The 23,023-nt window shown below is 41.2% G+C and carries 22 protein-coding genes; 9 read left to right on the forward strand and 13 right to left on the reverse strand.

All coding sequences use genetic code 11. The features are described from left to right. From PN499_RS11685 to PN499_RS11705, 5 genes are all read left to right on the forward strand, one after another. On the forward strand, positions 1-182 hold a 182-nt coding region (locus tag PN499_RS11685; protein ID WP_272032051.1), incomplete at its 5' end, for a hypothetical protein. Between the two features lie 61 nt (positions 183-243). After that, positions 244-1,410 (forward strand): DegT/DnrJ/EryC1/StrS family aminotransferase, encoded by a 1,167-nt coding sequence (locus tag PN499_RS11690; RefSeq protein ID WP_272032052.1) that lies wholly within the window; start codon positions 244-246, stop codon positions 1,408-1,410. 253 nt (positions 1,411-1,663) lie between these two features. After that, positions 1,664-3,340 carry an ABC1 kinase family protein gene (locus PN499_RS11695; RefSeq protein ID WP_272032053.1) on the forward strand — a complete coding sequence of 559 codons (1,677 nt, stop codon included), beginning with the start codon at positions 1,664-1,666 and terminating at the stop codon, positions 3,338-3,340. A 74-nt stretch (positions 3,341-3,414) separates the two neighbouring features. Beyond that, complete coding sequence (locus tag PN499_RS11700) at positions 3,415-3,786, forward strand: hypothetical protein (protein WP_272032054.1); 372 nt, start codon at positions 3,415-3,417, stop codon at positions 3,784-3,786. Between the two features lie 133 nt (positions 3,787-3,919). After that, on the forward strand, positions 3,920-4,870 hold the full coding sequence (locus PN499_RS11705) for an NAD-dependent epimerase/dehydratase family protein (protein WP_272032055.1): 951 nt from the start codon (positions 3,920-3,922) through the stop codon (positions 4,868-4,870). Here PN499_RS11705 and PN499_RS11710 read toward each other — a convergent pair. The 11 genes from PN499_RS11710 to PN499_RS11760 all read right to left on the reverse strand — a co-directional run bounded on the left by PN499_RS11710 (position 4,867) and on the right by PN499_RS11760 (position 16,726). Next, complete coding sequence (locus tag PN499_RS11710) at positions 4,867-5,880, reverse strand: Npun_R2821/Npun_R2822 family protein (RefSeq protein ID WP_272032056.1); 1,014 nt, start codon at positions 5,878-5,880, stop codon at positions 4,867-4,869. The genes PN499_RS11705 and PN499_RS11710 overlap by 4 nt on opposite strands. 65 nt (positions 5,881-5,945) lie before the next feature. Further along, a complete protein-coding gene (locus PN499_RS11715; RefSeq protein WP_272032057.1) occupies positions 5,946-6,818 on the reverse strand; it encodes an Npun_R2821/Npun_R2822 family protein in 873 nt (290 codons plus the stop codon). Positions 6,819-6,826: 8 nt separating this feature from the next. Then, positions 6,827-7,798, reverse strand: a complete 972-nt coding sequence (locus PN499_RS11720; protein ID WP_272032058.1) for an Npun_R2821/Npun_R2822 family protein — start codon at positions 7,796-7,798, stop codon at positions 6,827-6,829. A gap of 6 nt (positions 7,799-7,804) precedes the next feature. Further along, complete coding sequence (locus PN499_RS11725; RefSeq protein ID WP_272032059.1) at positions 7,805-8,758, reverse strand: glycosyltransferase family 10 domain-containing protein; 954 nt, start codon at positions 8,756-8,758, stop codon at positions 7,805-7,807. Between the two features lie 86 nt (positions 8,759-8,844). Continuing rightward, positions 8,845-10,032 carry a glycosyltransferase family 4 protein gene (locus PN499_RS11730; protein WP_272032060.1) on the reverse strand — a complete coding sequence of 396 codons (1,188 nt, stop codon included), beginning with the start codon at positions 10,030-10,032 and terminating at the stop codon, positions 8,845-8,847. An 8-nt stretch (positions 10,033-10,040) separates the two neighbouring features. Then, complete coding sequence (locus PN499_RS11735) at positions 10,041-12,041, reverse strand: ABC transporter ATP-binding protein (RefSeq protein ID WP_272032061.1); 2,001 nt, start codon at positions 12,039-12,041, stop codon at positions 10,041-10,043. 85 nt (positions 12,042-12,126) lie between these two features. Continuing rightward, a complete protein-coding gene (locus PN499_RS11740) occupies positions 12,127-13,284 on the reverse strand; it encodes a glycosyltransferase family 4 protein (RefSeq protein ID WP_272032062.1) in 1,158 nt (385 codons plus the stop codon). A 78-nt stretch (positions 13,285-13,362) separates the two neighbouring features. Next, a complete protein-coding gene (locus tag PN499_RS11745; protein WP_272032063.1) occupies positions 13,363-14,190 on the reverse strand; it encodes a glycosyltransferase family protein in 828 nt (275 codons plus the stop codon). Between the two features lie 83 nt (positions 14,191-14,273). Further along, positions 14,274-15,197, reverse strand: coding sequence for an alpha-1,2-fucosyltransferase (locus PN499_RS11750; protein WP_272032064.1), 924 nt, complete (start codon positions 15,195-15,197; stop codon positions 14,274-14,276). A gap of 169 nt (positions 15,198-15,366) precedes the next feature. Continuing rightward, positions 15,367-16,365 carry a UDP-glucose 4-epimerase GalE gene (gene galE, locus PN499_RS11755; RefSeq protein ID WP_272032065.1) on the reverse strand — a complete coding sequence of 333 codons (999 nt, stop codon included), beginning with the start codon at positions 16,363-16,365 and terminating at the stop codon, positions 15,367-15,369. A gap of 154 nt (positions 16,366-16,519) precedes the next feature. After that, positions 16,520-16,726, reverse strand: coding sequence for a hypothetical protein (locus PN499_RS11760; RefSeq protein WP_007357545.1), 207 nt, complete (start codon positions 16,724-16,726; stop codon positions 16,520-16,522). A gap of 189 nt (positions 16,727-16,915) precedes the next feature. Here PN499_RS11760 and gloB point away from each other — a divergent pair, with 189 nt between their 5' ends. The 3 genes from gloB (at position 16,916) to dnaB (ending at position 21,113) form a co-directional block, all read left to right on the forward strand. Next, complete coding sequence (gloB, locus tag PN499_RS11765; RefSeq protein WP_272032066.1) at positions 16,916-17,689, forward strand: hydroxyacylglutathione hydrolase; 774 nt, start codon at positions 16,916-16,918, stop codon at positions 17,687-17,689. A 165-nt stretch (positions 17,690-17,854) separates the two neighbouring features. Continuing rightward, positions 17,855-18,313, forward strand: coding sequence for a 50S ribosomal protein L9 (gene rplI, locus PN499_RS11770; RefSeq protein WP_007354902.1), 459 nt, complete (start codon positions 17,855-17,857; stop codon positions 18,311-18,313). Positions 18,314-18,530: 217 nt separating this feature from the next. After that, a complete protein-coding gene (gene dnaB / locus PN499_RS11775) occupies positions 18,531-21,113 on the forward strand; it encodes a replicative DNA helicase (RefSeq protein WP_272032068.1) in 2,583 nt (860 codons plus the stop codon). 36 nt (positions 21,114-21,149) lie between these two features. Here dnaB and PN499_RS11780 read toward each other — a convergent pair whose 3' ends face one another. Together PN499_RS11780 and PN499_RS11785 are read right to left on the reverse strand one after the other, a co-directional pair. After that, positions 21,150-21,737: an FKBP-type peptidyl-prolyl cis-trans isomerase gene (locus tag PN499_RS11780; protein WP_272032070.1), complete on the reverse strand. Its 588-nt coding sequence runs from the start codon at positions 21,735-21,737 to the stop codon at positions 21,150-21,152. A gap of 218 nt (positions 21,738-21,955) precedes the next feature. Beyond that, positions 21,956-22,279, reverse strand: a complete 324-nt coding sequence (locus PN499_RS11785) for a phasin family protein (protein ID WP_272032072.1) — start codon at positions 22,277-22,279, stop codon at positions 21,956-21,958. Positions 22,280-22,523: 244 nt separating this feature from the next. Between PN499_RS11785 and PN499_RS11790 the strand changes: the two genes are divergently transcribed. Beyond that, on the forward strand, positions 22,524-22,880 hold the full coding sequence (locus PN499_RS11790; protein WP_272032073.1) for a zinc ribbon domain-containing protein: 357 nt from the start codon (positions 22,524-22,526) through the stop codon (positions 22,878-22,880). The last annotated feature ends 143 nt before the right edge of the window (positions 22,881-23,023 follow it).

Here is a 23,023-nt window from a genome sequence, read left to right on the forward strand (position 1 = left end):
AAACCGGGTTTCGACTTTCGCTCAACCAGCAGTTTTTTTACGAAAATACTTCGCCCTTATCCACATATGCTCTCAAAAACCGTTCGGCTGACGCTCACGGCCCAAGCCCGTTTTCTGGGACGACCTGCCTAAGTCCTAATAAAGTAGGTAGGATAACTCCTGCGACCAGCTTTCATCCCTGAACTAAAGTCACAGGGTTTTCAGGGTATTTTTTATATAAGGTTAAGATTTATGGTGTGAAGAGTGAACAACGTCCCTCCGCTCGATTTAAGCCGACAGTACGCCCTAATAGGCGATGAAGTAAGTGCCGCTGTTTTAGACGTACTAGCTTCCGGTCGTTACATTGGCGGCCCTGCGGTCGCAAGTTTTGAAGAAAGTTTTGCAGGTTATATCGGCGTTTCAGAATCCGTTGGCTGCAATTCCGGTACTGATGCGCTGTTTCTGGCTTTACGCGCCTTAAAAATTGGGCCTGGAGACGAGGTAATTACCACTCCTTTTACCTTTGTCGCCACGGCTGAGATGATTACTGCTGTGGGCGCAAAGCCGATTTTTGTTGACATTAAAGCCGAGACGTTTAATCTGGACTTGGATAAGCTGGAAGCTGCTATCACCAGCAGAACACGGGCGATTATGCCGGTGCATCTATTTGGTCAACCAGTAGATATGACGCGGTTGATGGCGATCGCAGAAGCTCACAATTTGGCTGTGATTGAAGATTGCGCCCAGTCTACAGGGGCCGAATGGGCAGGTCAAAAAGTCGGTAGCATTGGTCATGTGGGCTGCTTTAGTTTCTTTCCAACGAAAAATTTGGGAGCGTGCGGAGATGGGGGTGCGGTAACGACGAATGACCCCGCGATCGCCGCCACCGTTCGGATGCTCAAAGAACACGGTCAGTCAGCTAGGTATCTCTCCCAAGAAGTTGGCATCAATAGCCGTTTAGATGCTCTACAAGCAACGATTCTGCAAATCAAGCTGCGCTATCTCGACACTTGGAATAGCCAACGCCGCGCCGCCGCCGAGCGCTACCATCAATTGCTCAGTCCTGTGCCCGGAGTCGTCCTCCCCCAAGAGTTACCAGGAGGAAAAAGTGTATGGAACCAATACACAATTAGCCTCAAAAGTCCAGAAAAATCCAAGTCCATCTCCCCCACCCCCCATCTTCGCGACTTGGTACGGAGTAAGTTACAGGAAAGCGGAGTAGGTTCGATGGTTTACTATCCGTTACCTTTGCACCTGCAACCTGTTTACAAATCGTTAGATTATCAGCAAGGCTCTTTTCCAATAGCAGAGCAAGCTGGCTGCGAGGTTTTGTCTTTGCCGATCTTCCCGGAACTCTCCAGGGATCAACAGGATCGGGTGGTTTACGGACTCAAAGACTGTTTGAGCGGACTCGTGGAATTTTCCGATTAAGTATTTGTACTTTCATGTACTATAGTTAAGAAAAAGAAATAAATTTTAGACTGGTCGCCGCTAGGGAGCGGGCAAAATTCTTGTTCGCAGACAACTGGGGATCAGTAATGATGGGACTGGAGAGTGGAGACGTAATGGTTAGTCGTTAGTGGTTAGTAAAAAAATACAGCTAACAACGAATAACCAACAATTACCATGACTCATGACCCATTACCAATTACCCATTTCAGAATAACGAGAGGAAAATAACCGAGTGCGTCAGAATCAATTCACTCACGATAGACGCTACGATCCGCAGGCGATCGCTCAGTATTACCGCTCCCGCCCTTGGCAAGCGATTTGGCGAGCGCTAACGATTGTGTGGTCATTTGCGGGCTTTGTGCTGGGCATGATCTGGGACAGTTGGCAACATGAAGTCGCAGCACACCAGCCAGAACGAGCATCCCACCTGCGACAAATTCTTACCCGCTTGGGGCCAACTTTTATTAAAGTCGGTCAGGCACTTTCTACTCGGCCGGACTTAATTCGCAAGGACTTTCTGGAAGAACTGATCAAGCTTCAGGATCAATTGCCACCCTTTGATAGTGCGATCGCCTTTAGCATCATCAGAGCCGAACTCAAGCGCGAAATTGACAGCATCTATAGCCAAATCTCGCCAGAACCCATTGCGGCCGCCAGCCTCGGTCAGGTTTACCGAGCTCGTCTCATTAGCGGCGAAGAAGTAGCCGTGAAAGTACAGCGACCGAATTTGCAGCCAGTCATCGCCCTCGACCTTTATCTAATGCGATGGGCTGCGGGATGGCTGGCTCCCTGGTTGCCCCTGAATCTTGGTCACGACCTCACCTTAATTGTCGATGAATTTGGCATCAAATTATTTGAGGAAATTGACTACATTAACGAAGGGCGCAACGCTGAAAAATTTGCCGCCAACTTTGTCGATGACCCCACCGTTAAAGTCCCAAGTATTTATTGGCGCTACACCAGCAATTCCGTTCTGACATTAGAGTGGATTGAAGGCATCAAACTAACAGATACTCAGCGCATTCAAGCCGCAGGTTTAGACACCGATGCTTTAATAGAAATCGGAGTACGAAGCGGTTTACGACAACTATTAGAACACGGATTTTTTCATGCTGACCCCCATCCGGGAAATCTGTTTGCCCTCGCCGATGGCAGAATGGCTTACATTGATTTTGGGATGATGGATCAGCTAGAAGAACCAACAAAGGAAACTTTAGTTGATTCCGTAGTTCACCTAATTAATAAAGACTACCTTAACTTAGCCACAGATTTTGTCAAACTAGGATTTCTGACTCCAGATACAGATATTCACCCGATTATCCCGGCAATGGAAGCTGTTTTAGGAGACATCATCGGTGAAAGTGTTGGTAATTTTAACTTCAAGACAATTACCGACAGTTTCTCGGAATTGATGTATGATTATCCCTTCCGAGTTCCTGCAAAGTTTGCCTTAATTATTCGCTCTCTCGTCACCGAAGAAGGCTTGGCACTAACGCTCAATCCTAATTTTAGGATAGTTGAGGTAGCTTATCCTTATGTCGCGCGGCGGTTGTTGAATGGGGAATCGCCAGCACTGCGCCGCCGCCTAATTGAGGTATTATTCAAAGACGGCAAATTTCAGTGGGGCAGGTTGGAAAATATGATTGCGATCGCACGTTCCGATCAAAATTTCGACCTCTTCCCAACAGCACAATTAGGTCTGCAATACCTGCTCTCAAATGAAGGCGCTTTCCTGCGTCGCCAAGTAGTGCTAGCTTTAATCGAAGACGATCGGCTCCATACTCAAGAAGTTAGCCGCTTGTGGGATTTAGTTAAAGAAGACCTCAAACCTGGTCGCCTGTTCAATGCTGCCTTGGGCGCTTTAGCAGAATTTTCTACAGAAGGAGCCGCAGCTCTAACTCGATTTTAAATTTGCTAATAGTTAACAGTTAACAGTTAACAGTTAACTATTAGCCATTAGCCCTTACCAAAAGGAATTATTTCGTGTATAACTTTCCCGAACCGCCCATATTTTTAATGTTCGCTGGTCTCCTAGCAGGTATAGCCTCTGGAACAGCATTTGAAGCCGTTCTCAAACAAGCCGTACAGAACTGGTCGAAAAACCGCTCTACAAGTACCTTAGCGAATATACGAGGCACGCAATTGGCGATTCCTTTTTTAGGAATGATTGGCGGAGTTGGCATTTTTCTATCTTCTGGTTTAGAAATTTTTGGTTTTCCTAAAACGCTCTCTTACTCTGTATCAATACCTCTGACAATATTCACTGCGTGGCTAGTTTGGTTTCAGTTAGGTAAAGTTCTAAATCAGCTAGAAAAAGGAGGATCTCAATCATTAGATTTAGATTCTTGGAGCTAATTAGTATTAGGAAAAATGTAACGCCGCTATTTTGGCAGCAATTTTACCGCCAGGATGGCGGCGTTACGGATCGTTTTTCTTCCCCTTCTTCCTTCTTCCTTCTTCCTTCTTCCTTCAGCACTATTCAAAGCTAATGGCTAATTGTATCGTTACAGGCGCGGCGGGTTTTATCGGTTCTCACTTAGTAGAAACCCTTTTAAATCAAGGTAAAAATGTGATCGGGGTCGATCAATTTAACGATTACTATGATTCAGCATTGAAGCGCAAAAATATTTCTAAGTTTGAAAATAATCCAGCCTTTAAACTGGAGGAAGCCGATATTCTTGATTTGAATTGGTCATCACTCTTAGAGGAAACAGAGGTAATTTACCATCAAGCGGCCCAAGCAGGTGTCCGCGCCAGTTGGGGTGAAGGCTTCCGTGCTTATACTGAGCGCAATATCAACGCTACCCAAGTCTTATTAGAAGCAGCGAAAGATGCACCAAATTTAAACAGATTTGTGTATGCTTCTTCTTCTTCTATTTATGGAAACGCTGAATCTTTTCCTACCTCTGAAACTGCTTGTCCTCAGCCAGTTTCTCCCTATGGAATTACTAAGTTAAGCGGTGAACGTTTGTGTTTTCTTTATTATAAAAACTTTGGCGTACCAGCAACCGCACTGCGTTACTTTACTGTTTATGGCCCTCGCCAGCGTCCCGACATGGCTTTTCACAAATTTTTCAAAGCTATTTTGCTTGACGAAGCGATTACAATTTATGGCGACGGACAACAAACCCGCGATTTTACTTTTGTCAGCGATTGCATAGCTGCTAATTTAGCCGCTGCAAATGTACCGGAATCTGTAGGCGAAGTATTCAATATTGGAGGTGGAAGTCGGGTAGTTTTAGCAGAAATAATTAAGACAATGGAAAAGATTGTTGGTCGTCCAATTCGTATAAGTTTTATTGAGTCAGCGATGGGAGATGCGCGACACACTAGCGCCGATGTATCGAAAGCTGAGCAAATTTTAGGATATCAGCCGCAGGTTTCTTTGGTAGAGGGATTGACAAAAGAATGGCAGTGGATTCAGTCTTTATATGCTTAGAAATTCTGGAGTTTAAATTTAACATTGTTAAATTTTTGAATTACCCAAGCTTTGATATTTCTTTGTAACCGAACTAAGAAACTTGGGGGAGTTAGTTGAGGTCGTTTTTCCGGTGATTTCAAATACCGATAGTGCAAAAATACATCGCGGTAAGGAATATCGACATCTTCACCTGCACAAAGTTGAGCAAACTTGGAAGCAGATATACTCATGTAGTGAAGATAGGTAAGACGGCGACCGCGATCGTATAAAATGCAATCTATTACCTCAAATTGAGAAGACCAATGACTTCCAGTTACTTCTTCTGGCTGGTGATAAGCAAAGTTATAAAAAGAGATACCACTACGGGCCACTAAATAGTTAAATAAAGGTTGATCTGTTCCCCGTAATGACAGAACTTCTGCTTCACCCGCCTTTAATTTAAGCAATAAATTGCTTGAATTATCCCGATTTAAAACTCCCTTTTTAGACGCAAACCAACCTGCACAGAAAATTTGGGATTCTAGTTTTTGAATAGTGAAAATTTTAGGTAGTATTTCAGATGACAAATCAAAGACATAATTTAGATCGGATTTATATTGAAAATCATTTGCTACCCAGTCGCACTCATCAAGTTTTTGATAGACATAATTAATATCGCCCATTAAAAGAATATCGGCATCAAAATAGATAAACTTTTCAAAAGGGCCATCAAAACAACAAAATTTGCGGTGCATTCCCAAACAGTGAACGGGTTTCCACCCTTTTGAGCGCCAAATTTTTTGAGCTTTGTGATGAGAAGTCCAAGCTTGAGTTGCAAAGTTTTCCCAGAAGCTAATTGAATCACTATCGTCAAATAAGATGACATTATTTCGAGAGGCAATTTCATCCCGAACTTTGTCTAGTCTGTTGTCATAAGGAATGACGCAAACGGGAATATCTTTTGCCCCATTGACTTCTAAGCTGTTTAATAAGGCAACTAAATGATCGTAAACAACATCATTAGCAAGAGTATAAATGCCGTTATTCATAAATCTTTATCAGTTAGAAATTTGATTCACCGTAACGCCTCCCAGAGGGCGGCGTTACGAAAAATTTAAGAGGAGAAACGGCGGAATAGCCTTTGTATTAAAGGAGATTTTTCTTCATGTAGGTAACGGTAATGTTTCCATAATTTCCAATAAGGGCTACCTGCTTTTATGGGAATGCCGGCCCAATGGAGATATTTTAACCGTTTACCTTTGTCATAAAGGATATAATCTCTTTCTTGAAAATGTTTAGAACCCGCCCAACTTCCTGGCTCTTCTTCGGTAGTTTTTACAAGATTACAACGTTTAGAAATTAGCTTGAGAATCAGATAATTTAGTATAGGCTGGTCGGTGACATTTTGGGTAAAATCAAAATACTCTTTATGCTGCGAACATTCCTTTAAAATATCATACATTTGCTGTTCTGTAATACTTCCTTTCCGAGAACCCCAAAATCCGCTATTAAAAACATCTTGCAGTTCTTCATTAGTAAAAATATTTTGTTCTTTTACTAAGGGTGAAAAGATATTACGCAGTTTTTCACTAGCATGATGATAATCGCAGCAAAAAAAGTCTACTTCGGAGAGTCTACTTAAATTTGATGCTATGTCTTCAAAGACAATAATATCAGTATCGATATAAATAAACTCATCAAGAGGGCCAAACCAAGCGGCAAGTTTCCGCATTTTATTGGGAAGTGCCAAAAAGTTGCGGTCAAAGATTTCGGCAATTTTTAGGGTGAATTGCTCGATAAATTCCAGATTAGGGAAAAGTTGAACACCGTGTAAAGTGCTTAGTGTGGCTGCTATTTGTTGATATTCGGCGTTAAAAGGTATTAGGAAGATCGGGACTTCGGGATTATAGCAGCGGATGCTATTGAGAAGGGCGATCGCATTTTCGATTACTCTGTCATTTCCCACAATATAAATGCCACGATTCATATATTTTATCAATGAGTTAAGCGTAATTTTCCCAATATCTTTTTAAATAAACTTGGTGGTGGATTAGGAGAATAGAGCTTTGGTGGTTCAGTAAAAATAGGGCGCTTTTCTGGTTCTCTAAGATAGCGGTAATGTAGAAAAATATCGCGATAGGGAAACTCAAAATTTTCCCCCGCACAAACTTTTTCAACTACCTGCGGCGGTACGCCAATATAATGAATGTAAGTCAATCGATTTTTATTGTCATACAAAATGCGATCTTGCTCTTGAAAATGCGGCGATGAAACAGTACATCCTGTTTTTTCAGCGGTAAGACTATAAGCAAAATTATAGCTAGAAATCTGACTTTTCATCACCATATAATTTAGCAATGGCTGTTCACCTGCACCCGAATATAAAATTTCTGTATCTCCTGCTTTTAGTTGAGTTAAAAGCCACTCGATCGTAGCGCGATCGAAAATTCCTTGCTTGCTTCCATAAAATCCAGAACAAAATATTTCTGAATCTATGCGCTTTTGGTCAAACACTTTTAAGAGTTTAGGAGACTGAAGATTATAAACTTTACTGGGGTCAAGAAATTGAAAATCATAGACAACCCAATCATGGCAATCGAGTTTATTAAAAACAGCCTCTAGGGAGTTCATTACTAGGGTATCTGCGTCCATGTAGACAAAGTTTTCAAAGGGGCCGTCGAAAGCACAAAAGCGCCGATGAGCTCCATAAAGCCTGAATTTCTTGCTATTTAAACGTTCAGGTGCAGCCTCCTGCATAAATTCATCCCATCGCTGAATAGATGCGTAGTTATCGTAGAGAAAAACGTTAGAACGCTTAGCTATTTCTGCACTAATCCGAGTAGTTCGATCGTCAAAAGGATAAACGCAAACGGGAGTGTTTGCACCTAAGATAATTTCAATACTATTGAGCAGAGCAACCAATTGATCGTAAACTGTATCGTTAGCTAGCGTACAAATACCATTCATAAGTATTTAGAAATTAGTGACAAAATTAGACAGCCAATTGAGCAGATTTAGTTCGTGAAGAATGATTTGTCTCGCTTCTGCGATCGCCTCTTTTGCTGCATACCAATAATTCGGCGTAGCAACAACTTCTTTAATAAATTCTACACCTTTCTCATCCAGACTAGGCAGCCGCAGAAAACATCCTGGTGGTAACAATTTATCCGCCGCAGAACCACCATGATAAATTGGCAAACACCATGCTAAAAGAGAATCCCAAAGCTTTTCGCTAACATACCAGTCGTTATCAGCATAATTCTCAATTGCCAAATTGTAATAGTAGGGAGCCATCGCGTGCCATTTATTGTTAACGGAGCCATTACTATTAGCCAAACTTGGTAAATTGCGACCGTAAAGGTCAAAATTTAACTTTTGGTCTTGCAGCATTTTAATAAAGTCTAACCGACGGCGGTGGTTAGTTGTACGGCTAATGCCTGAAGTAATCCAAGAACAGAGTTTAGTTTTTTCTGGGGGCGGCATTTCATTCAATTCTCTAAAGGAATTTGGATGATACCAAATGGCAGGCATATAATCTGGTTGAGGAGCAAAATCATCAGGCCCCGAAACATAACCGCAATAGTTTTTGGCTTGTTCATAGTTAGCTTTTGTAATATGAACAATTTCTTCTAAGGGTGGTTCGCGAATTAAATAAATAATGCGTTCTTTGGGTACTCCCCGCAATGTTGTTTCTATGTCAGGTTCAGGAGGCTGCTTTCCTTGCCGTAATTGTTGTAACCATGAGGTTTTTTTTACTTGCTTGGGGAAATCAAATTGATACATTAATAAAAAGTCTGGCTGTGGGGAATTAGCTAGCATTTGAATATTACCCCAGTTGCCGAAATTTTGAGGAGTTTGTTGCCACAACCAGTCACTCTGATTTAAACCGGGGTAACTGGCAATCATGCCGATAATTTTTTCATTCATCGTCTTATTTTATCTTAAAGTATTTGTTCTTAAAATATCTGTAACACCACCCTGGCTTACGTGCCATAACTACCGAGAGGGTGGCGTTACGTTAGTGGGCGCATAGAATCTTCTACATAGCTTAAAATTTTAGTAATTCTATTTTCCCATGAAAACTGCCGGACAAAATCTATAGTTTCTGGATAGCCGTCTATCCTCTGCGGATAAATTTCCAAAGTTTTTTGAATACTTTGTGCAAACCGTACAGGGTTATCCGGTTCGCACCAAGTAGCAATTATATTCGCTGACTTAAATTCCATCAAAGACGGTATTTCAGTTGCTAAAATGGGAGTTCCCGATGCCATATAATCAAAAAATTTTAAGGGGGAAGTAAAAGTTGCGGCCTCTGTCAAACAATGAGGATGAGCTAAAATATCTGCTGCTTGTAACAAGCTAGCAAGCTGATTTTGAGGGAGGTAGCCAAGAAAAGTAGTATTGTTAACTTGCTTTTCTCTAGCTAGCTGCTGATAGGCTGTTACTTGAGATTGATTGCCGCCTGCGATCGCAAACTGAATTTCCGGTAATTTCTGAGCAACATTTATTAGCATATCTACCCCTTTAAACGGGTAAAGTCCTCCTGCATAAACAACTAAATGCTGGCTTCCACCTACTAGCAACTGCTCGCGCCATGCCTTAGCTGCTTCTGGGTTTCTTACCAAAAATAAATGATTAAAACCATTGTGCAGTCTGATTATCTTTTCAGGTGGCATTCCATATTCAATCATACTAGATTTGACTGTATTAGCAACAGTGACAGCAATTTGAAATAGAGGATTGTGGACGATCTCTGGTTCAAATTCCTTTGCCTCGTGATGGTGCTGTTCGTAGATGGCGGGAATTCCATTTTTTATTGCAGCTTTAACAAAGTTCCAGTCACGAGTATGCACTATTTTAGTATGCTTGCGTAGATGGAATGGTAAATAATATTTTGACACTATTGTGCTAGAGTTATTCCATTTTCCTCCAAAGCGATCTACGAACCAAGGCATCGGCAGAGGAGCTACTTTTAATTTTTCTTGAATATTATAAAGCTTTGTAAGTGCATCTTCCGGTTTTCTCGGCTGAAAGGGAAGCAAAAAATTAACAGGATTCAAAGTTTTTTTACCAAGGTAAGTCAATACTGCTGAGTAACCCAGATTTGCAGCCGCATTAGCAGAATGTGCAACCTGCACTAAGCTAGCTATGTTAGCTTGAGGCAAGACATTTCTAGTAAAAAAAACATAGTATTGTGACATCTTATTTCCTACTTGCTCATCTGCCTTTTTACAGTGTTTTCCATAACTTCTAAAATTTTGAGAATATTAGTAGCCGAGTGAAATGATTCTTTGATTAATTCCTCCCGTTCTTCTTGAGAATCTACCAAGTCGTCCACAAGTAATTTCAGAAAACCAATCATGGGGTTAAGGCGAGTCCGAACTTCATAAGAACTTCTAATTAAAGCTTCATCGCGAGCTGCTTCTTCGGCAAATTGCATATAGTAGAGACGAGCATAATAACCGCCTTTTCCTAAAAGTTGGTCGTGAGTACCAATTTCCACTACTCTGCCGCGATCGATCACAGCAATTTTATGGGCTTTTTGGACTGTCGAGAGGCGGTGAGCAATTACCAGAGTTGTGCGATCGCAACTCAACTTATCCAGAGCTTCTTGTACAGATCGCTCTGAAACGGTATCCAAAGCACTGGTTGCCTCATCTAAAATTAAAATCTCTGGATTTTGTAGCAAAGCCCTAGCAATTGAGATTCTTTGACGCTGACCTCCAGACAAGATCACGCCGCGATCGCCAATCTGCGTATCTAATCCTTGCGGTAACTGCTCAATAAACTCGTAAGCATTCGCTCGTTTAGCAGCTTCAATAATTTCATCTTCTGTCGCTTTTTCTCTGGCGTAAGCAATATTTTCCCGTACAGAAGCATTAAATAAAAATGTATCTTGACTAACAATTCCCATAGCTTTTCTCAAGCTTTTTATGTTGAATTCTCGGATATCCTTACCATCTATTGTGATGCAGCCAGAAGTAGGATCGTAAAATCTAGGTAATAAATCTGCCAAGGTTGACTTACCAGAACCCGAACTTCCTACCAAAGCTAAAGTAGTACCGTGAGGGAGAAATAAATCAATTTCATTAAGAACTAAATTATCGTGGTTGGGATAAGCAAAAGATATTTTATTAAAATGGATTCCTGACTCTAAATGAGTGTAAAATATAGAACTATTGAGCATGAATGGTTTGTCGTTGCGGTCTAAAAAATCATTCACAACCTCTACGCTCGCTGAGGTATTGGCAAATTGACTGCGAGCGCTATTTAACTGCGAAATTAGAGGGATGAGTCTAAAAAGTACCAGAAGATAGGTGAGCAAAACAGTAGAAATAGATTCTATTTCGTTAACAAATATTTTGCGTCCAATAAATAAAATAAAAATGACAACAATTAGATTAACAACTTCATTGATAGGAGAAATAGCAGCATAGTTTGCTTGCGCTTGGAAATCGGCAGTTTCTCGTTTCTGAATTAACTGCTTAATTCTTTCATACTCCTTTTCTTCATTTCCAGTGGCTTTAACCAATCGAATGCCACTCAAAGTTTCCAAGACTCTAACTGAATAATCTTTAGACATCTCTGAAAGCTGCTGTCCAAAGTATTTTGCTCTGGTAATTAGGAATTGATTTGCTAAGGCGACGAAAGATAGTAAAAATGTTGAAGTTAGCGTTAGTTTCCACGAAATTGAAATTAGCAAGCCCACAAAAACCAAAAGAGTAATTGAAGTAGTAAACATTCCTATAGCTGTACCAACTGCACTAGCAGTGCGACCAACTTCCCCACCAAGGCGGTTAATCAGATCCCCCACTTTAGTTTTAGAGTAAAAATCTAAATCTACTTCTAGCAAAAGCCGCAAGCCTGCTTCTCGTAAGTCAAAAGCCAAAGAGCGCGTCAACGAAGTCGCCACTAAAGTATTAACATAAATCGCAATGTTTTTAAGAATAATTGCTAAGACAATCGCTGCTGTCATCAATGCCAAACGATGGGATTGAGGCATTTCCTCAAAAGGATACATCAGCGTTTTAATTAGAGGCGGAGCGCCGCGTAGCTCAACTGCCTGATCCAACAAATTTAAAAGCACTGGTACAATCAAAGTAGTGCTTATACCATTGAAAAAAGCACCTGAGAAGCCTAGCATCACAGTCAGCAAGATCCTACCGGGATATCGTTGGGCAAATTTTAGGAGTAGCTTATTTGCAGACATGGTGGGTTCTCAGCTAAACAGTACCAGACATCAAATTCTCCATAGATTACAGCAAGTTACCAGACCCCATCTAGCAACTTAAAAATTACCTGATTCGATCTGCAATTAGGTCGGAAAGTATAGATGCCATTGCCTGAATACTATATCTCTCTACACATCTTTGCCTAGCTTTCATTCCTTGAGAATTCGCAGATGCCTGATTCTTAAATATCCATTGAATTTTCTGGGAAATTTGAGATGGGGAACTAGGCTCAACTAAATAACCTGTAGCACCTAAAATTTCTGGAATATCTCCCACTCGTGTAGACAAAATCGGCTTAGCCATTGCCATGCCATCCGTCAACTTTAGTGGAAATTGGGCCACTGCTGTAGGAGTATCTCGCTGAGGAACGACTACAATATGAGCAGCCGCTATCACCCCAGGCATTACCTCGACAGGAAACTTTGGTAATTTAATAATCCAACGTCCCCATTGTTGCACAAGTCTATCGTCATAGTCATCATAAGGGCTGCCACCTACAATCACTAACTTTAAATCTGATTCATTCAACTCCTCCAGCGCCATTAAAACATCCTCAACGCCCTTGTGAGGTCGCGGTGCACCCGGAAACATCAAAATTCGATACTCGGAGAGACCATAACGCTCTCTACTTATTTCCGGATTATACTTAGCAGGATCGAACATTTCAGTATCTTTGCCATTGGGCAAATATATCCCACCAAAACGCTGTTGCAAAAACTTACTATTTACAGTGATCGCATCAGCACGAGCTATCAATTTTTCCATCCACTTGATATATAGTGGATGATCGAGCTGTTTCAACTGACCATTTTTCTTAAAAATATCTCGATATAATTGTTTCAGAGAAGGACGATACTCCCACAGATCTCCACCATACCAGCTCAGTTCCCAGTCATCAATATCTAAGATTACTGGACGGCGATCTTGGAGCTTTTTTAATAGAGATAAGCCAAAGCTAGCTGGCTTAGGTTTAACGGCGTAAATAATATCTCCATCTATTTTTTTTAAATGTTGTTTAACTGCTCCTAAAAACTCAGGATAGTTCTTTCCCGGCGCAGCATAGAGGGGAATGTTCCTGGGAGGAGTAGCATAAAGTTCTTTGCCGAATTGAAATCCGACAACTTCTACCTCATAATTTAGTTCGATCAGAGCTTGAGCAAGGAGAAAGGCACGAAGTGCTTCTGCTCCTGACAAATCGCTCACGACTAATGACACTTTCACTCTTGTTATTTATGGGAATTTGATTTATTTTCCCGCTTAATAGAGATTTTGTCAATATTGATAAATACCACAGTACTTTTATCTTATACGCCAAGGATTTTTTAGTTGATTGGGCAATAGAAATTTAGCGCCACGATCGAAAAGTATAGTAAAGAGCGATCGCGTCACATTTTTTGCATACTGAGGTCGGTAAGGATAGGTACAATGTAACACCTTAACTGGATCATGAATACTGTACAATTCTTTCCACTTATCTAGATAGTTATAACAGGGTGGCAAGATTTTCATTGTCGGTTTTACAGTTTCAATGGCAGCAGCAAAAGCACCTTGATCTTTTAATAATAACAGATTTTGATTGGCAATAACAAGCTGAAAATATTGGTGGAAATGCTGAAATAAAATTTCAACTTGGCTACTTTTTCTAAACGCCATAAAACCGCCGTTGTATTGAATACTATTTTCCTGGAGCGGTAGTCCAATCGATTGTAGAGTTGGCAAAACCTCTTGCTTAACTCTCAGCAAGTTTGAAGCTTTAGCAATCGAAGGTTGAACATCTTCTGTCACCAAAAAATCAACTTCATCTAAATAATCGAATACTTCATGTATTGGCGATAGCAGACAAATATCACAATCCATATATATCGTTTTTTCAAAAGGAGATTCTTGATATAAAAGGATCTTAGCTTCTCGCGAAGCCAAAACGGGATTTTCACTAGAGGGTGCTGGTTTCAAGATGACATTCCTAAAAACCTTAAGCAAAGGATATAAAATCCAAGGGATTCTATCTACCAAAATGATAATTTTTTCTTGGTGAAACTTCCTAACAGAAGCCAAAAAATGAATGCAATCCTGAAACGAGTAAAGACCTGTTAAAATAGTGATAAAACCTTTTTTTTCTGATTGCATAATTAGTATTGTTTAGTTTTTTATTTACGTAACGCCGCCCTCTGGGCGGTAAAATACCGCCCAGAGGGCGGCGTTACGGTTAATTATTGCGTCCATTCCCAGAAACTCTCACTCCAATCATCGCAGTAATGGAAAATTCCTTTCCATTCATAAAAATGGACAAAATCATTTAAGTTAACTTCTTTATGGACATCTCTAATCATGTACAGGGGTTTATTGCCATAAAAAGAAGCCCACATAGTATAACTGCTTGGTGCCCCGATAATATAGTCGCACTTAGCTAAAGCATACATATCTTCAATTAAATGATTGTTTCCAAAAATATAGTTAAACTGCTCAAATAAACTGCTTTCTTGCGTTAGGTTAGAGCAGATTAAAAATTTGATATTTTTACCTACAAATAGGTTTTGAACGGAGTTCATTACTTTGATATATTGCTCAGTTTGATAAAAATATCTTCCTTTTTGGTGTTGAGCGTAATCACCCTGACGAATATGCACTCCGATGACAATATCAGAATTGTGTCTGGTATTGGATATCAGGTTATTTACATGAGATTGATATTTCTCTAGCGGTGTAAAGTAGGCTCTAATTTGAGGAGCATAATCATATAATTTTTTTGTGTCTTCTACAAACCATCCATCTCGAAACAACCAACCTTTAAAACAAAATATAGATCTTTGCTTAAGTTCGTTTTTATCGTAATAATTATTCCAATTAAAAGGTTTTTCTCTTGTAATCTCTTTTACTTTAAAAACTCGATTTTCTGTTAAATAACTGGCAAGACTATAAAATTTACTACGAATAAACTTATTCCCTTTTATAGTAATAGCCAGAGGGGGATAGCAACATAAAAAATCCCTAGCACTACCTTGAAAGAAATCAGCATATTCTTCAAAAGCTGGATTGACAACTCTTAGATTATTCTCAATCGCAAAAGCAATAAAATTAGCAAAAAGTAGCAATCTATTACCCAGTTGCCCAGATTTAGCAGCAATTACTAGCATATTTCCTTTACTGAAAATAGATTATTTATCGGTTGGGAGATGCTACCTTAGAACTGATTTTAATTCTTAATGGAAGTAGGAGAGGGAAATTCCTAACATTAGATCTAGCACCATTCTTTCTTAAAAAGGCGGAAGATCTGTATCCCTCATTTTTACTGATGCTATTTAACTAGCTATGACGCTGTTGATGCCACTGCCAAGCATGAGATACAATATTATCTAAATCTGGATATTCAGGAATCCAACCCAGAATTTTTCTAGCTTTCTCACTACTTCCAACTAAAATAGGCGGATCTCCGGGGCGGCGATCGCACTCTAAAGCTTTTATTTCTCGCCCCGTTATTTTTCGCGCCATTTCTATTACCTCTTTAACTGAAAATCCACCTCCATTACCTAAGTTAAAAAAGTCAGACTTCCCACCATTTAATAAATATTCTAAGCCTAAAATATGAGCAGAGGCTAAGTCATTAACATGAATATAATCCCGAATACAAGTACCGTCAGGGGTATCATAATCCGTGCCAAAAATAGAGATAGAATCTCGCTTACCCAAAGCAGTTAGTAGCACTAAGGGGATGAGATGAGTTTCTGGGTTGTGATCCTCCCCTAACAACCCATTCGGATTGGCACCGGCAGCATTAAAGTAGCGAAAGCTAACAGATTTCAAGTTATAAGCTAGATCGAAATCTGATAATATGCGTTCTACCATTAACTTAGTAGCGCCATAAGGATTGATGGGATTTTGGGGGTGATCTTCCGTTAGGGGAATCTTATTTGGCACGCCATAAGTCGCACAAGTAGAAGAAAATACAAATTTATTGACACCAGCAGCTAACATTGCTTCCAAAAGGGTGAGAGTTCCTACTACATTATTGCGGTAATATTTGGCAGGATCTGTAACAGATTCGCCTACATAGGCATAGGCAGAAAAGTGCATTACGGCTGTAATATTATGGGTGGCAAATAAACGATCTAAAAGGGCACGGTCGTTGGTATCTCCAACTATTAATTTTACCTGTAAAACTTTTTCGACTAACTCTTGATGCCCGTAAACTAAGTTGTCTAAAATTACTAAGTCATAACCTGCTAGTTTCAGTGCTAGAACGGCGTGAGAGCCAATATATCCAGCTCCACCTGTCACTAAAATAGTTCCCTTTTCTGTGTTCATTTTTGCCTCTGTTAATTTTGTGTTATTATCTAATTTTCGGGGTGGAAACAGAACTTACGCATTAGTTACTTAAGGTTTATCTCCGGGCGATATAATTGCTGGAAATATGACTTTACTAAAAAATAGGAGCGTAAGTCATAGATAATTTTAGACTTTAGTCAACGAACTTGAGCCGACCGATTTGGATATAGTCAAATATGCGGTTGATTTGATGGCGTTGTTCTTCAGTGATTTTGTCATCAGAAAGTAGGGCAGAAGTCAGCAGGAGATGGTCTCGGCGACTGAGTTTACCTGATGAGGTGATTCGCTCTATCATGTGATAAATACCTAAGTTCGATCTATTTTGAGGTGTTCGCAACATAGAGTCTTCTCTTTGAGCTAGCCCTTTGCAAAGGCTCTGAGCCAGAACTGGTTTAACCGCAGCAGGTTCATGAATTACCAGTCTACAAGCACTCTCTGCTAGGATTTTATACTATCAGTTTTAGTTGTACATCAGAGCATATTTTTAGTAAAGTAAATAAAGTTTAACAGAGCTAAGAGGCAATTTTTCATGGAGGTTTATAGGCTGCCGATACTTTCAGACAATTATATTTTTTTTCTGCACGATCGCGATCGCAACATTGCAGCCGTAGTCGATCCGGGACTTGCACAGCCAGTATTGCAGCAACTTCAAGCACTCGGAACCCCATTAACAGCAATTTTCAACACTCACCACCATAACGACCACATAGGCGGTAACTCAGAACTGTTGCAACGCTTTCCCTACGCCAAAGTTTATGCCGGAATCAAAGACCGAGGCAGAATCCCTGGAGCCGAAGTATTTTTAGAAGATGGCGATCGCGTCAATTTTGCCGCTCAAACTGCCCAAATTTTCTTTGTACCCGGACATACCAAAGCTCACATTGCCTATTATTTTCCCCCCAACCACCCCAAGGAGAACGGGGAATTATTCTGCGGCGACACCCTATTTGCTGGTGGCTGTGGTCGTGTCTCTGAAAGCACGCCAGACCAAATGCTAGCCTCCCTCAACAAACTGCGAGCTTTACCAGATAATACTAGAGTCTGGTGTGCCCACGAATACACCCTCAAAAATCTGCAATTTGCCCTGACAGTAGATCCCGATAACCCAGATTTACAGCATCGCTTTGCCAAAGTCAAGGCTGCCAGAAATCGCTCGGAGGCAACCATACCCTCGACGATCGCACTAGAGAAAAATACCAATCCATTTCTACGATGCGATCGCCCCAACCTCCAGTCAGCCACCAACAGCAAAGATCCTACACTAACCTTTACCCGTCTACGGCACATGAAAGATCAATTTTAATCTGCGATCGCTAACAGCAAGCAACCTCAAAAGCCCAACGCAATTTTTATTTTTATATATTTTCCCCCTCCCTCCCCCACTCCCCCGCTCCCTCGCCCCCCTTGCCATCCTTACCCAAACTTCGATAATATAAAGAGTTCGAGTTGAAAAATTACAGGAATCACCGTGAGCAAGCGCGTCCAATTAGTCTTAAATAAGGATGTCACCAAACTAGGAAAAGTTGGAGACCTAGTAGAAGTAGCCCCAGGCTACGCCCGCAACTACCTACTGCCCCAAGGAATCGCCTATCGTACAACCCCAGGCATTCTCAAGCAAGTAGAACGCCGCAGAGAGGCCGAAAGGCAGCGTCAGCTTGAGCTCAAGCAACAAGCTGAAACCCGCAAAAAAGCCCTCGAATCCGCCCCCACTTTCATCATCTCCAAACAAGTCGGCGAAGGTGAGGCAATTTTTGGTACAGTCACCACCCAAGAAGTTGCAGAGTTGATTTTCAACACCACTGGACAAGAAATAGATCGACGCGGTATTCACTTACCTGAAATTCGCAAAACAGGTTCTTACAAAGCTGAAATCAAGCTTCACGCAGATGTTAATGCCGAAGTAGAAATTCAAGTTGTATCCCTCTAGTTGTTAATTGTCTAATTACTGACGACTTTATCTTTGTAGGGTGAGCATTTGCTAAAAAGAAGTCTGTAAATTATTTATAGACAGAGAAGGTTGTAGGCAATGCCCACCCTATGTTTATAGCAGTTTTCATTCGGGTAGTGAAGGCTCTTAATTAGCAATTAGCAATTAGCAATTAGCAATTAGCCATTAGCCATTAGCAATATTCTTCAGGTGACAAATGAGTGAATTAATGCCAACTAACATAGAAGCAGAAGAGGCTATTTTAGGCGGCATACTAATTGACCCCGAAGCCATTTCGCGGATTGCCGAACTTCTCCGCCCAGACTTTTTTGCCATCACCGCCCATCAAGTCATCTACAAAGCCGCCCTCGACCTCTATTTTGAAGGCAAACCCACCGACTTAATGACCCTCACCACCTGGCTTGCTGACCGCAACAAACTAGAGCAAATAGGTGGACAAAGCAAGTTAGCACAACTGGCAGAACGCACAGTTTCAGCAGTCAATATTGACCAATATGCCATATTAGTTGAAGATAAACATATTCGCCGCAAATTAATTCACGCTGGCAACGAAATTGTCCAATTAGGTTACGAGACAGCCACAGAATTACCAATAGTTTTAGACCAAGCCGAACAAAAGATTTTTAACATCACTCAAGACCGTCCGCAGCAAGATTTAGTTGCCATCAGCGAGACTGTAAACGTCATTTCTAAAGAGTTAGAAAATCGCAATGAAGGTTTAACATTACCCGGTATTCCCTGCGGCTTTTATGACCTCGATGCCATGACCGGAGGCTTCCAGCGTTCCGATTTAATTATCGTCGCAGCCAGACCCTCAATGGGCAAGTGTATTGCCTTTGACACTCTAATAGTGCAAAAAAATGGTACGCTTTCCACCATTCAAGAAATCTATCAGCAACATCAAGAACATCAAACAAAATTATTAACATTGGGCAAAGATTGGAAATTTCACATAACTCAACCCTCTGCCTTTATTGATGATGGTATTAAACCCATATTTCGCGTAACTACCAAACTTGGAAGGTTTGTAGAAACAACAATTACTCACCCCTATTTAACTATCAAAGGATGGCAACAACTTGCAGAACTTAAAGTAGGCGATAAAATTGCAGTTCCTCGCAAACTTGATGTCTTTGGTACAGAAAAAATCCGCCCCTGCGAAGTTAAGTTATTAGCTTATTTAATTGGTGATGGTTGTCTGGTAGATACAACACCAGAATTTACTAATAATCATCCTTTAATTCAAGCAGATTTTACCCAAGCTGCTCAAGAATTTGCCGATTTAAAAGTTCGCAAGGAAGTGAGAGAAAACAAAGCTACAACCCTTTACGTATCCTTAAGCCAAGGTAAGAAAAATCCTTTAACTGCATGGTTAGAAAAATTGGAACTGTGGCAGAAAGATGCTCACAATAAAACAGTACCATCCCTAATATTTAGGTTAGATAAATCACAAATTGCTTTATTCCTTAACCGCCTTTTTTCAACTGATGGCTGGGCAACAGTTTTAACTAGCGGTCAGGCGCAATTAGGCTATTGCTCAGTTAGCGAAACACTAGCTAGACAAATACAACATTTATTATTAAGATTTGGGATAATTGCTACGCTTAAAAAGCGTTATATCAAATATAAAAACACTCGTAGAATAGCTTGGCAATTAGATATTACTGATACCCAATCCATCAAAACATTTATTTCAGATATTGGAATTTTTGGCAAAGAAAATGCTGTAACAAAAGTGCAAGCAGCCTTAGCAAACAAGCAATACAAGACCAACCGCGATTTAATCCCGATTGAAATCTGGGAAAAAATAGCCGCAGTAAAAGGTAATGAACCTTGGACTATTTTAGCACGGCGGGCGGGAATTAAGGGCTACACAAATATTCATGTAGGCAAGCGTTCGCTATCGCGCGAACGGCTTTTTATTCTGGCAACTGCCTTAGAAAATCTGCCATTACAACAATTAGCAACCAGCGATATCTACTGGGATGAAATTGTATCAATAGAACCGATGGGATACAAGCAAGTCTATGATTTAACCATTCCAGAAACACACAACTTTGTTGCTAATGATATCTGCGTTCATAACACTGCATTCTGTACAAATATTGCCCATAATATCGCTGCTGCTCAGAAATTGCCAATAGCTATTTTTAGCTTAGAAATGTCAAAAGAACAGCTAGTACAGCGCCTTCTTTCCAGTGAAGCCGGAATCGAAAGCAATCGCCTGCGTTCTGGTAGAATTAGTCAAAATGAATGGGCTCCTATAAGTAGCGCGATTGGTTCCCTATCAGAATTGCCAATTTTCATTGACGATACTCCCAATCTTACCGTTACAGAAATGCGGTCTAAAACTCGCCGCCTGCAAGCAGAACAAGGCGGAGCTTTGGGATTAATATTACTAGATTACTTGCAATTAATGGAGGGAAGTAGCGATAATCGGGTGCAAGAATTGTCTCGAATTACGCGAAGTCTCAAAGGTTTAGCGCGGGAACTCAGCGTGCCAATTATTGCTTTATCTCAGTTAAGTAGAGGTGTAGAAGCGCGGACAAATAAGCGACCGATGATGTCGGATTTGAGAGAGTCGGGCTCGATTGAACAAGACGCGGATTTAGTGATTATGTTATATAGAGAAGAATATTATAATCCCGATACACCTGACAGAGGCATTGCAGAAGTTATCATTACAAAACATCGGAATGGGCCTACAGGGATAGTTAAATTAATATTCGATCCACAATTTACTCGATTTCGCAATCTGGCAGTTCCCAGACGGTCATAGTTCCCAAAAAACTGAGAGCTGCCAAATATTGACTTCCTACCCAGCGATTTTCAACAATTCCACATCGAAAATTAAAGTAGCATTAGGAGGAATTACCCCACCAGCACCACGAGCACCATAACCCAACTCAGGGGGGATAATTAACTTGCGACGGCCGCCAACTTTCATCGTGCCCACGCCTTCATCCCAACCTTTAATTACCTGACCCACCCCAATTTTAAACTGGAAAGGACTACCGCGATCGCGCGAACTGTCAAACTTAGTTCCGTTTTCCAGAGTCCCCGTATAGTGAACTACCACCGTCTGGCCAGTTTTTGGCTCCGCACCATCTCCCTCTTTGATTTCAGTGTATTTCAAACCGGAAGGCGTAGTAATTGTCTTTTCAGTATTTTCAGTCATATTATTGCCAGCGATAGTAGCTGGTGCATCTGGTATTGTAGCCTCAGCTACTAGCAAATTGCTTTGATTTAAAGACGTTTCAACCTCCGTCTTGATAACAGTCTGGGGTTGAGGTCTGGTAACAACGGCTGCAATGGCTTGTTGTCGGCTACCGCTAAATTGAGAGATTACCAGCACCGTACAGCATACTAACATTACCCCCAAGCTGATCAGAATTCCTTGCAAAATTCAGTCCTCCTTATTCCAGTGATACAATCCCATCTTTAGGCTCCGTTTGGGAACACATAGCCATCGAAATTAGAGTGAGAGCTGACTTTGAGATTGATATCAGCAAATACAAGAATTAGCTGTATCAGCCTCATGCTTCCTCCTTCCGAGATGATGGGAATAACCAAAAGTTATCCTATCACAGTACAAAAATTACTCAACTACTCTCACTAAACTTAACGCCAGAGGCGATTTTCCAAATCCCGCACCTGACGCTCCAAACGGTCGAGCCGTCCCCGTAACTCATCCATTTCTGACTGACGAGGGACTCCTATATCTTGCATCATATTCCGCAGTTGCCTCTGCATCTGCGCCTCCCAGTTACCCTGCTCCGATTTTATCTGTTGCATCATATCATCTACCAAGTTTTGGGCCTGCTCGGAATTAAGTTTGCCATCTTGAACCAATTGCTCGCTCACTTCCTGTAATTTCTCCGTCACCAAGGAAGTAGTGCCAATGCCGAGCATGATCAGTTGCTTGAGTAAGTTACTGTTATCCATAAGGTTTTGCTGCTGTTAGGAGCATTGATTGGGTGCTATCTTAGGCCGCGTACAAAGGCGATCGAGGCATCTGTACAATTGAAGTTAAATCAAAGTCGGCCTACATTTCTATTTTGGGGTATCTGCCGATCGCCTGCGACTCCAGCCTAGAAGTCAATGTTCGGAAAACCGCCAGTATATCCATCCTGAAAGCATACAGATTGCGGATTTTTGATTTTCGCTTTTGAACTGAAAAACCCTCACCATGCCACATTGTCCCCGTTGTAGCCAACCTGTAGACGCTTCTGCGATCGCCTGTCCCCACTGTCAAATTCCTCTTAAAGCATACGGTCATCCGGGTATCCCTCTCCACCGTTCCCAAGGAGAAGAATATCTCTGCACTACCTGCCTCTACCACGAAGACGACACCTGTAACTTTCCGCAACGTCCCTTTGCCCAAGATTGTACGCTTTATCACGATCGCTCTGAACCAATTTTGCCCCTCAGCAGTCAATACATTAGTGGCGGTTGGCCCCAACTTGTCAAAAGCTGGTGTCAGCGCAATATATTTTGGTTATTCCTGCTCGGTCTGGTAATTGTCAGTCTCCTATTATCTCTTTGATTAAGAAGAAGGGGAAAAGAGGGGCTAGGGGCTACGATGCTCAGGACTAGGGAAAGAGAGGGGGAGAGGGGGAGATGAGGAGGATGGGTAATTAGCCATTAGCTATTAGCCATTAGCTATTAGCCATTAGCCATTAGCCATTA

The organism is Kamptonema animale CS-326, assembly GCF_028330895.1.
Taxonomy (GTDB): Bacteria; Cyanobacteriota; Cyanobacteriia; order Cyanobacteriales; family Microcoleaceae; genus Kamptonema; species Kamptonema formosum.